This window comes from Priestia flexa NBRC 15715, assembly GCF_001591565.1.
In the GTDB taxonomy this organism is placed as follows: Bacteria; Bacillota; Bacilli; order Bacillales; family Bacillaceae_H; genus Priestia; species Priestia flexa.
Genome location: NZ_BCVD01000135.1, coordinates 1 through 9012, shown reverse-complemented (window position 1 = coordinate 9012; position 9012 = coordinate 1). Strand labels below are relative to the sequence as shown.

The window sequence follows — 9012 nt, the reverse complement described above, 5'->3', positions numbered from 1 at the left end:
TTCATTTTCTCTTGAAACAACTTTACTAATATATCATTCTGAGTTTTAAAAGTCAACAACTTTTTTCCAAACTCTTTTTTCGAAATTCAAGTTTTTCTCAATCGCTCCTTGGCGACATATAATAATTTACCATGATAATTATGAAGAGTCAATTGTTTTTTTAAAAAAACTTTTACTTTTTTAAAAAGCTTTTATTTACTCATTTCGATCATTTAACTTTCTCAATGATATGCACTTATTTTATAACTGTTATTCAAGCAAAGTCCAGTAACCTGCTCAAAATAAAAAGGCAGCTACTTTAGCTGCCTCTTCTTCTACTATTCTTTAATTATTTTATTCTGCTAAGAAAATAAAATATAGAACGAAGATTACGAATAACCCATACATAATCGGATGAATCTCTTTCCTTCTACCTTTACAGATCATCGTGATTGGATAAAAGATAAAACCGATCGCGATACCTGTAGCGATACTGTATGTTAAAGGCATCATGATAATCGTTAAGAAAGCTGGTACCGCTACTTCAAATTGATCCCACTTAATCTTCCCTAGGCTTGCTACCATTAGTGCACCCACAATAATAAGAGCTGGTGCTGTTACCGCTGAAGTTACTACAGAAAGTAAAGGTGAAAAGAAAATAGCAATTAAAAAGAAAAATGCAGTTACAACTGAAGTAAACCCTGATCGCCCACCTGCTGCAACACCCGCTGTTGATTCAACATACGATGTTGTTGTAGATGTTCCTAAAACCGCACCCGTTACTGTCGCTGTAGAGTCTGCTAAAAGCGCTCTTCCTGCACGAGGTAATTTATTATCCTTCATTAGTCCAGCTTGAGTTGCAACAGCAACCAAAGTACCTGCTGTATCAAAGAAATCTACAAATAAGAAAGTTAAGATAACAACTAGCATTTGAAGCGTAAACACTTCACCGAAGTTTTCAAAAGCAGCACCAAATGTCGGAGCTAAGCTAGGAGCCGGGCCGACAACACTTGTTGGTAAATCAACTAACCCTACAACCATACCAGCGATAGCTGTAATAACCATTCCTATAAAGATTCCAGCATTGACGCGTAAAACCATTAAGATAACTGTTATAATAACACCAAAAATAGCAAGTAATGTACTACCATTTGTTAAATCACCTAAACCAACTAGTAGATCTGGATTGTCTACAATAATATTAGCGTTTTGCAATCCAACAAATGTAATGAAAAGACCAATCCCAGCACCAACTGCTAGTTTTAACTCTGCTGGAATAGCATTAATGATTGTTTCACGTATACCAGATAAAGATAATAAGATGAAAATTAACCCCGATACCATAACACCAGATAAAGCCGTTTGCCACGGAATACCCATTGTTAATACAACGTTATAAGCAAAGAAAGCGTTCAAACCCATTCCAGGCGCAAGCGCAATTGGGTATTTAGCGATTACTCCCATAATGAGTGAACCAAGCGCTGCAGCTAAAGCAGTAGCTGTAAATACCGCACCTTGGTCCATACGCATGCTATCTGGTAAATCTGGTACGCTGCTCAATGATAGCATCGCTGGATTAACGAATAAGATATACGCCATGGATAAAAAAGTTGTTAATCCTGCAATAGTTTCCCTTCTATAATTTGTTCCTAACTCATCAAAACGAAAGTACTTCTTCATACTTGTTCCTCCCCACCATTGGAAGTCGCTGTCTCATGGGTAATATAAAAAACGCCTTATACAATTAATAATGTAAAGGCGTTAACTACGTAAATATATACGGAATGATACTATCTACTCTTCTCTTTTTATCTAATAGATAGAATAAATCGTTTGTATATACAGAGTTGCTCGTAGTCAAGCCATTTACGGTAGCTCGGTAGAAACTTTCGGGCCATATTCCCAAGATTATACGACATTTCTTAATATGTTTAGTTCTTTTATGCTAGTATATTACCACTTAATAATGAATTAAGTCAACAAAAAACGAACATTCTCACAAAAGAATGTTCGTTTGTTCGGTTTCCTTACATATTATTCCCATTCGATTGTTGCAGGTGGCTTACTTGTAATGTCATACACAACGCGGTTAATGTGTTTAACTTCGTTTACGATACGAACTGAGATCTTCTCAAGCACATCCCAAGGAATACGAGCCCAATCAGAAGTCATCCCATCGATTGAAGTTACGGCACGAATACCGATTGTATAATCATACGTACGAGCATCCCCCATTACACCAACACTACGGATATCAGGAAGAACTGTGAAGTACTGCCAGATATCACGCTCTAAACCTGATTTTGCGATTTCATCACGTAAAATGTAATCAGATTCTCGAACGATTTCAAGCTTTTCTTCTGTTACTTCACCAAGCACACGAATTCCTAGCCCTGGACCTGGGAATGGTTGGCGCCATACAATATTGTCAGGAATACCTAATTCAGTACCTAATGCACGCACTTCATCTTTAAATAGTGTATTTAAAGGTTCAATTAACTCAAACTCCATATCTTCTGGTAATCCACCTACGTTATGGTGAGATTTAATTGTTTGAGCAGTTGCTGTACCACTTTCAATAATATCTGTGTATAGTGTACCTTGAGCTAAAAATTCAAAACCTTGTAGTTTAGTTGCTTCATCGTCAAATACATAGATAAACTCGTTCCCAATAATTTTACGCTTTTGCTCTGGGTCAGATACACCTTTTAATTTGTTCAAGAAGCGGTCTTTTGCATCAATTTTAATAACGTTCATATTAAACCCTTCGCTGAACGTCTCCATTACGCTTTCCGCTTCACCTTTACGTAATAAACCATGATCTACGAACATACAAGTTAATTGGTCACCGATTGCTTTATGAATTAATACGGCTACTACAGAAGAATCTACGCCGCCACTTAATGCACATAATACTTTTTTATCTCCAACAACTCGGCGAATTTTTTCTAATTCAACTTCAATAAAGTTTTCAATAGACCAGTTAGCTTCAGCATGACAAACTTCAAATACAAAGTTCTTTAACAGATCATTTCCGTATACTGAATGGCGAACTTCTGGATGGAATTGAACTCCGTACATATTTTTATCTTTATTGCTCATACCAGCAATTGGGCAAGATGCACTTGTCGCATCCACTTCAAATCCAGGCGGTGTTTCTACAACTAAGTCGCCGTGGCTCATCCATACCACTTGCTCTTTCGGTAGCTCATGATACATTAATGAATCATTTTGTACGTGAATCGATGCTTTACCATACTCACGATGATCTGCACCCGCTACTTTACCACCAAAATGATGAGTCATAAGCTGCATACCGTAACAAATACCCAGTACAGGAATTCCTAATTCGAAAATATTTTCGTCACAGTGAAATGCACTTTCACCATACACACTATTTGGACCACCAGAGAAAATAATACCTTTAGGATTTAACGCTTTAATTTCTTCTGCTGTAATTGTGTGTGGATGTAATTCACTATATACGCCAAACTCACGAATACGACGCGTAATGAGTTGGTTATACTGACTTCCAAAATCTAATACAACAATCATGCCTTCCATCTCGTTCACCTCTCCGAATGTGTAAATAATCACTTGCTATTATGCCCCAAAATATAAAAAAAACCAGACTTTCCCCTTTGATATAAAGGCAGAAAGTCTAGTTGAACACAAAGCTATGATCAAAAAGAATATCCTGCCTTCATAGTCAGGCCATTTAAGGTGACCCGGTAGAGACTCTCGAACCATATTATCGAGGATATATGAAGGTATACGTAACACTATAGTAAGTTCGTGAATATTCTATCAATCAAGCTGGAAATGGTCAAGAACCTGTCGTTTTAATTAAATTTTCCCACAATTCTACTGATTGACTCCAAGATTCTACAGATGACTGCTGCTTATAAATAACTCTCTCATACTTTCTCGTTAATTCACTCATATCATTTGTATGAAGCTGATGATCTACTCGTAAAGCAAAATCCTTCAGCGTTTCATGTGAATCTCTTTTTAAACCTTTTCTTGCTAACATACTTATTAAGAAGAAATAGGCTTTTTCAAACGCTTTTTCATCCGAACATTTGCGGTAGTATGGAACCATTACACGTGGCAACCATTTATAACGTGTCATGTATAATAATATGAATGAAAAGGGAATGAGAAGCAATAACCACCATAAGGAGATTGCAGCATCTGAAGGTTCCACTTTCTCATCATCTGCTACTTGTTTTTCTTCAGGTTTCTGCTCTTCTTGTACCGGCTCTTCCACTTCTGGTTCAGTAGCTTCTTCTATCTCTTCCTCTTCTGTACCTTGATTATTCCCTTCCACTTGAGGTTCATCAAATTCATAAGGGTTTGAGAATGTCTTAGTTGGTTCAAACGGAACCCAACCTGTTCCTGGGAAATAAACCTCGACCCATGAATGTGCATTGTTTTGCGTCACTTCATATACAGGCGTTTCTGCACTAGCGCTAATTTGTTCGCCTTCGGTATAGCCTTTCACCCAGCGCGCTGGAATATCAAGTGTTCTAAGTAGGACAACCATGGATGAAGAAAAATTATCACAGTATCCTCTAAGCGTCTCAAACAGGAATTGATCTACGTAGTCTTCTCCTTCACCAGGAATAGCTACATCGTTTGTATCATATACAAAACCATTAGCTTGAAAGTACTTCTCTACTGCTTTTACTTTATCATAGCGAGTAGCTTCCTCAGCTGTAATCTCTTGAGCAAGCTGCCCAACTCGATTAGGTAATGATTCTGGGAGCTGAGTGTACCTGTTTTGAAACGAAGAATTCTGTTCAATAGAAACTCCATTTCGATCACTATTTTGTAGCTGTTCAATATTAAAAGTAGGATATGCATATGTCATTTCATATGATTTCGCTTCGGTCACGCGACCTTGATTGTAAGGAAATAACTTTTCATTCGCTGGCGTAATTTGCGGTTGCAGTACATCATTAAGAGAAATACTCTTCAATTCTGGAACATGCATTAAATGAATAGTTGGTTGTTCAAACTTAATGGACGCTGTGTATGATTCTTTTTCTACACTTGCACCATATTGAGGAAGTACGTTCTCATTTCCTTCTAACGGTCGACTCGCAGCATTATAAGACGTTTCCCAGCCTTTTCCCGTATAGACGTCTTTTGTTTCAATCCGCCAATAATGCTCTTTCTCTGTTTGAGCAGTAAATACAACCGTATCATCTGCGGTAAAGGCACCGCCGAGCTGAGAATCATCAGTATCGTAACCAATCCGCTGGTTATTTGATGCGCCTTCACCACTGTTTTGTGTGTAAGCTGTTAAGAACGGAACAGGGTCAGGCCATTTCGGAGCTGATTTTGGTGCAATATAAGCAACACCAACTGCTATAAGTAGAACACCTAGTAGCAAAAAGAAAGACCTTGCTCTATTTTCAACGTGGGAAAGCTTTTGTTTGGTTCTTCCATCTATGTGTAATCGCAAAAAGCCTAATAATAAGAAGCCAATGGCTACAACTCGAACAATAGCAAACGTAGCGTCATACTCAGAAAACGTATCAAGCACTGTAACGTAAACAATTGTTAATAAAAAGAAGAAAAAAATCTTTTGCTGATAAAAAATCCAGTAGCGAATTAAGTAAGCCATAATCCATAACAAGATAAAAAACAGACATGTTCTCATCTCAACTGACAAATTGGGAATTTGCCAGCCGATAATACGGCCTATATCTATTGAAGTTTGGTCAACGAACGCACTAAACCATTCTGCTGATAAAAAGGGCGTTTGATAGTAAATGCGATTAACAGCATACAAAACAAACGCTGCGTTTATAACTGTCACAATAAAAAACGAGGTCTGCAGCATCAGTAAGAGAAAGGTAATACTAACAAAAAAGATAAAATACTGAATCTCACCTGTATCAGTCACCACGCTAAGTGGATGTAGCCATTCAATCAGCAATAAAAACGCGCCGACATAAAGTAATATGCTGCGAATACTTAGAGACTTCATTGCTTCTTCACCTCCCGGACACTACGGGGATTTGGAAATTGAATAAAGTGAACATCCCACCTTGGAATATTCACATAACCTCGTCCGTCTTGTTTGCTTTGTATAATAAAAAGCGTTACTTTTGTTTGCGGACTTACTTTAGCTTGAACCTCTTGAATTAATTCACTTGTCATCGAACTTGAAATAACAGTAACTGCATGAGATAAACCTTTTGGAATCGTTAGCTTTCCGTTTCGTATCGGCTGGACCCTAGCAAAGTAAGCAAGCCATCCTCTCTCATGCTGAGCTCCTCCATGCAACTCCTTTAAACGACTACTGCTTCCCCCATGGATAAATGAAGCTGGCTTATGCTGATTTAGATACGATAGAATCATTGAAGCCATGAAACCAGTCCGCTCCTCAAAGTCTGTAGGATCAACGCCATCAAAAATAAGAACCTCTTTCAAATCACTCATCTTCTCAAACTCTTTTGATATAAGCGTTCCTTTTCGGGCAGTCGCTTTCCAGTCAATAGTAGACAAGCGGTCTCCTTGTTCATACTCACGCACACCAGTAGCAAGCATCGTATTTTCAGCAATGGAACGCTTATAAAAGTGCTTTTCCCCCTCACTCCATTGGGAAGAGGTAGGTTTAACTTGTATTAAATGAGGATACATAATGAGCTGGTTTCTTGTCACAAAAACTTGCTGTCGATGAACAATGCCTAATAAATCACTCATTTCAATCGAGATTCCAGTAAGGTTATACTCACCTCTCTCTAAGGAGGGAATTTCAAACTCAATCACAATGTCTTTTTTCCACAATGGGTATACTATCTTTCGCAAAGATAAATCAGCCTCTTTACATATATCTTCAACAGAAAGATTGTACAAAGGAAAAAATGAGTTTCGTTTAATATGAACTTTGTAATAAACCGATTTCTTCGCTTCGTAATGCGTACGCGTCATCACTCGCTCCACTTGCCAGCTTTTCATAGGATAGAACGCGATCACAATTCCATATAAACCAAAAGGCAGAAAGCTATAAAATAAAAACCAGCTTACAAATCCTCCTTGAAACATCGCATAAGCAAAAGTCGCTACTAATAAGACTACTAATAACAAAAAGCTTATGACTGGTTGCCTTTTAACACTTAGTTTAGCCATATAGCTTTTATCCTTTCACCGGCACAGGCGTACGCTTTATAATGCCTTCGATAATGGAGCCTTCCGTCACCCCTTCATATCTCGTCTCAGGTTGCAGTATAACACGGTGTGCGAACGCATGTTTCATTAAGTGTTGAACATCATCTGGAATACAATAATCTCTACCTTCAAGCAAAGCATACGCTTGAATTGCTTTCATTAACGCTACGGAACCACGCGGGCTTACGCCAAGGCTAATGGATTCATGAGTTCTCGTTTGGATAACCAAATCGACGATATAGTTTTTAATGACATCATCTACGTAAACATCCTTCACCATTTGCTGCATCGTACGCAGTTCTTCCACATTCATAACAGGCTGGACATCATCTATCGTTCGCTTTTGCTCAACTCCATTTAGAATAGCTAACTCTTCTTGTTTCGTTGGGTATCCCATATTTAATTTAAATAAGAAACGGTCAAGCTGCGCTTCTGGTAATTGATACGTTCCTTCAAAATCAATTGGATTTTGCGTAGCCATCACAAAAAATGGAGATGGTAACTCTCTTGTTAACCCGTCTATGGTAACGTGCTGCTCAGCCATGGCTTCCAATAGTGCTGCTTGTGTTTTTGGTGAACTACGGTTGATTTCATCTGCTAATACAATATTCGTTAAAATTGGGCCTGGTTTAAAGTGAAACTCCATATCCTTTGGGCTATATACCGACATACCCGTTACGTCTGACGGCAACAAGTCTGGTGTGAATTGAATTCGCTTAAAATCAGCATTAATTGCCTTAGCCAACGTTTTGACAAACATCGTTTTCCCTACTCCTGGTACATCTTCTAATAGAACATGTCCTTCTGCAAGGAGTGCAACAATACTGAGCTTAGCTACATCTCGCTTTCCTATAACCACTTCGTCAATTGTATTTAAAAGCTGTTGAAGCTGAGTCTGCACCTTTTCTGCTGGTATCATGAAAGTCCCCCCTTAATGTATGTATACATACAAATTTGTCACAAATATAGTACTATTCTAGCAAATCAAGCAGTTTACTTAAAAGAAATAAGGTGAGTCTGATGCTTTATATTTTTACCAGTTTCGAAACAACCTCAAATAATTAGAAAATAAACATTTATCTTATTAGAAGCAAACCTTTGCCCTGCGTGATATAATTTTTATCAGTAAGCGATTCCAAGAATACTGCATTAGATTTCAGAAAAATAAGTCTTTTTTGAGGAGAAGAAGAAAAATGGCTTTAGATCAAGAATCTTTAGTAACAAAAGAACAAACAATCTTTAATCATATAGGCAATAAAATTATATTAAGCGATAGAGAGATTGACATTATCGCTCGTTTAGAAGAGCCGCTCATTCTCGTATTAGACAATGTGTTAAGCGATGAAGAGTGTGATGAACTAATTCAGCTATCTAAAGATAAAATGCAGCGCTCTAAAATTGGAGCTTCACGTGAAGTTAATAATATCCGTACAAGTAGCGGTATGTTTTTCGATGAAAGCGAGAATCCACTTGTACAGAAAATCGAAATGCGCACTTCCGAAATCACGGGCATTCCAACCGATCATGCTGAGGGTCTTCAAATTTTAAACTATTTACCAAATCAAGAATATCGAGCACACCACGATTACTTCGTCCCTACAAGCAAAGCCGCGAAGAACAATCGAATCAGCACGCTCGTTATGTACTTAAATGATGTAGAAGAAGGTGGCGAAACTTATTTTCCAAAGCTAAAATTTTCCGTTACGCCGAAAAAAGGTATGGCCGTATACTTTGAATACTTCTATACAAATCAAGAGCTTAACGACTTAACTCTTCATGGCGGTGCACCCGTTGTAAAAGGTGAAAAGTGGGTAGCAACGCAGTGGATGCGTAAGCAGAGAATTCGTTAAT

The 9012-nt window shown here is 37.9% G+C and carries 6 protein-coding genes and 2 riboswitches; of the genes, 1 reads left to right on the top strand and 5 read right to left on the bottom strand.

The features are described from left to right. Nucleotides 1–333 precede the first annotated feature (333 nt). From BFL01S_RS17250 to BFL01S_RS17230, 5 genes are all read right to left on the bottom strand, one after another. Complete coding sequence (locus tag BFL01S_RS17250) at nt 334–1659, bottom strand: NCS2 family permease (RefSeq protein ID WP_061786449.1); 1326 nt, start codon at nt 1657–1659, stop codon at nt 334–336. 154 nt (nt 1660–1813) lie between these two features. Then, a riboswitch (purine riboswitch) is annotated at nt 1814–1915 on the bottom strand. 98 nt (nt 1916–2013) lie between these two features. Then, nucleotides 2014–3543 (bottom strand): glutamine-hydrolyzing GMP synthase, encoded by a 1530-nt coding sequence (gene guaA, locus BFL01S_RS17245; protein ID WP_061786448.1) that lies wholly within the window; start codon nt 3541–3543, stop codon nt 2014–2016. Nucleotides 3544–3665: 122 nt separating this feature from the next. Next, a riboswitch (purine riboswitch) is annotated at nt 3666–3767 on the bottom strand. A gap of 38 nt (nt 3768–3805) precedes the next feature. Beyond that, on the bottom strand, nt 3806–5977 hold the full coding sequence (locus tag BFL01S_RS17240; RefSeq protein WP_061786447.1) for a transglutaminase TgpA family protein: 2172 nt from the start codon (nt 5975–5977) through the stop codon (nt 3806–3808). After that, a complete protein-coding gene (locus BFL01S_RS17235; protein ID WP_061786446.1) occupies nt 5974–7122 on the bottom strand; it encodes a DUF58 domain-containing protein in 1149 nt (382 codons plus the stop codon). Before BFL01S_RS17235 ends, BFL01S_RS17240 begins: the two co-directional genes overlap by 4 nt. A 7-nt stretch (nt 7123–7129) precedes the next feature. Next, a complete protein-coding gene (locus tag BFL01S_RS17230; RefSeq protein WP_025908436.1) occupies nt 7130–8080 on the bottom strand; it encodes an AAA family ATPase in 951 nt (316 codons plus the stop codon). 274 nt (nt 8081–8354) lie between these two features. Between BFL01S_RS17230 and BFL01S_RS17225 the strand changes: the two genes are divergently transcribed. Then, nucleotides 8355–9011, top strand: coding sequence for a 2OG-Fe(II) oxygenase (locus BFL01S_RS17225; RefSeq protein WP_061786445.1), 657 nt, complete (start codon nt 8355–8357; stop codon nt 9009–9011). The last annotated feature ends 1 nt before the right edge of the window (nt 9012 follow it).

Bases quoted from the DNA above. Each gene is read 5' to 3' on its own strand.
- BFL01S_RS17230 (WP_025908436.1), bottom strand. From the start codon at position 8,080: ATGATACCAGCAGAAAAGGTGCAGACTCAGCTTCAACAGCTTTTAAAT.
- BFL01S_RS17250 (WP_061786449.1), bottom strand. From the start codon at position 1,659: ATGAAGAAGTACTTTCGTTTTGATGAGTTAGGAACAAATTATAGAAGG.
- BFL01S_RS17225 (WP_061786445.1), top strand. From the start codon at position 8,355: ATGGCTTTAGATCAAGAATCTTTAGTAACAAAAGAACAAACAATCTTT.
- BFL01S_RS17235 (WP_061786446.1), bottom strand. From the start codon at position 7,122: ATGGCTAAACTAAGTGTTAAAAGGCAACCAGTCATAAGCTTTTTGTTA.
- guaA (WP_061786448.1), bottom strand. From the start codon at position 3,543: ATGGAAGGCATGATTGTTGTATTAGATTTTGGAAGTCAGTATAACCAA.
- BFL01S_RS17240 (WP_061786447.1), bottom strand. From the start codon at position 5,977: ATGAAGTCTCTAAGTATTCGCAGCATATTACTTTATGTCGGCGCGTTT.